General features: G+C 71.2%; 1 protein-coding gene. It reads left to right on the top strand.

Going from position 1 to position 1,626, the window contains the following annotated elements; all coding sequences use genetic code 11:
- Window positions 1-1,579: ricin-type beta-trefoil lectin domain protein (locus AB0B91_RS65815; RefSeq protein ID WP_358343181.1), on the top strand; the 1,579-nt coding region annotated here is incomplete at its 5' end.
- Window positions 1,580-1,626 lie beyond the last annotated feature (47 nt).

The following is a 1,626-nucleotide window of genomic DNA, read 5'->3' as shown; positions in this document are numbered from 1 at the left end:
GCCCCCACGGGCGCCCCGACGCGGGGTGACCCCCGTCGCCCCCGCCGCCGCTCTCGTCCTGCCGATGCTCGCCGGAACGGCCTCCCCCGCCACTGCGGCCGACCGTCCCGCCATCCAGCCACTCGCCGCCAACCTGGAGGCGATCCGCGCCGCCGAGGCCACCGCGCTCTACGGCGCGCCCGCCGTCCGCCCCATCGAGCAGCGCCGCACCGCGCTGATCACCATGGGCGACAGCGAGATCTCCGGCGAAGGGGTCGGCAACTACGTCCCCGGCACCCACCAGCCCGGCAACTGGTGCGACCGCTCGTACGACCAGGCGGTGTTCCGCACCGGGATCACCGCCGACGAGAAGTACAACATCGCCTGCTCCGGGGCGACCCCGTGGAACCTCATCCGGGGCGGGCCGACCCAGCACAACGAGCTGAACCAGGGCGACCACCTCGCCATCAAGGCCCGCAACACGCACATCAAACTGATCTGGGTGGTGGTCGGCGCCAACGGCGACGGCACGATCCAGTTCGGCCCGGTCGCCACCGACTGCGCCGTCCGCCGGGTCTTCTTCCAGGGGCCCTGCTACCCCACCTACACCGACCAGTGGACCGTCCGCACCGACGGCAGTCGCCGGGCCGTCGAGGACGCGCTCACCGACATCCGGCGGACCATGACCGGCGCGGGCTACCTACAGTCCGACTACGAGCTGGTGCTCATGTCGTACCCGAGCCCCGGCAGCCCGGACGTGGAGGACAACCCGAACTTCCCCGGCTGGTACTCCGGCGGCTGCCTGCTCTACCTGGCCGACGCCGCGTTCGCCCGGAACAAGGCGGTGCCGCTGTTCGAGTCGGCGCTGCGGGCGGCGGCGACCAACACGGGGACCCGCTACCTGGACGCCAGCCGGCTCTTCCACGGCCACGAGGTGTGCACCGACAGCACCTCCGTACGCGGCCTGTTCATCGAGATCGGCGTCTGGGACGAGAACGCGGCCCGGCAGTCGTTCCACCCGAACAAGCGCGGGCACGGCATGTTCGCCCAGTGCATCACCCAGTTCGTCGACTCGGGGCGGCAGCGGGCGACCTGCGTGGACCCGGCCAGCACCGGCAACGGCGTGCTCTACGACGGGCTCTTCGAGTTCAAACAGCTGCGCAACGCCGCCACCGGCACCTGCGTCGACGGCAAGGGCTACGACTCGCGCAACGGCACCGCCCAGCAGTCGTACGGCTGCCACGGCGGACGCAACCAGGGCTTCTGGTACGACCCGACCCGCCAGTCGCTGCACTCGGAGCTCTCCCACGACCGCTGCCTGGACGTCGCGGGCGGATCGTCGAGCGCCGGCACGGCGGTGAACATCTACGACTGCCACGGTGGAGCCAACCAGAAGTTCGTGTTCGCCGGCAACCAGATCAGGACGGCCGGCAACGGCAACCTCTGCCTGGCGTTCGACAGCCCGGCCTCGGGCACCCCCCGGCTGCGCCTGGCCGCCTGCTCCACCAGCACCCGCCAGCAGTGGTCCTTCGAGTCGCGCAACTTCGCCAACCCGGTGGGCTACGGGCACGACGACTTCATCGGATCCCGCATCTACTGAGTTCGACCGACGCCGAGCGGTGTCGCCCTTGCCGGGGCCGCACCGCT

It is taken from the genome of Nonomuraea sp. NPDC049141, assembly GCF_040648415.1.
Classification (GTDB): Bacteria; Actinomycetota; Actinomycetes; order Streptosporangiales; family Streptosporangiaceae; genus Nonomuraea.
The sequence above is the reverse complement of the archived record's forward strand: the minus strand, read 5'-3'. Positions and strand labels throughout refer to the sequence as shown.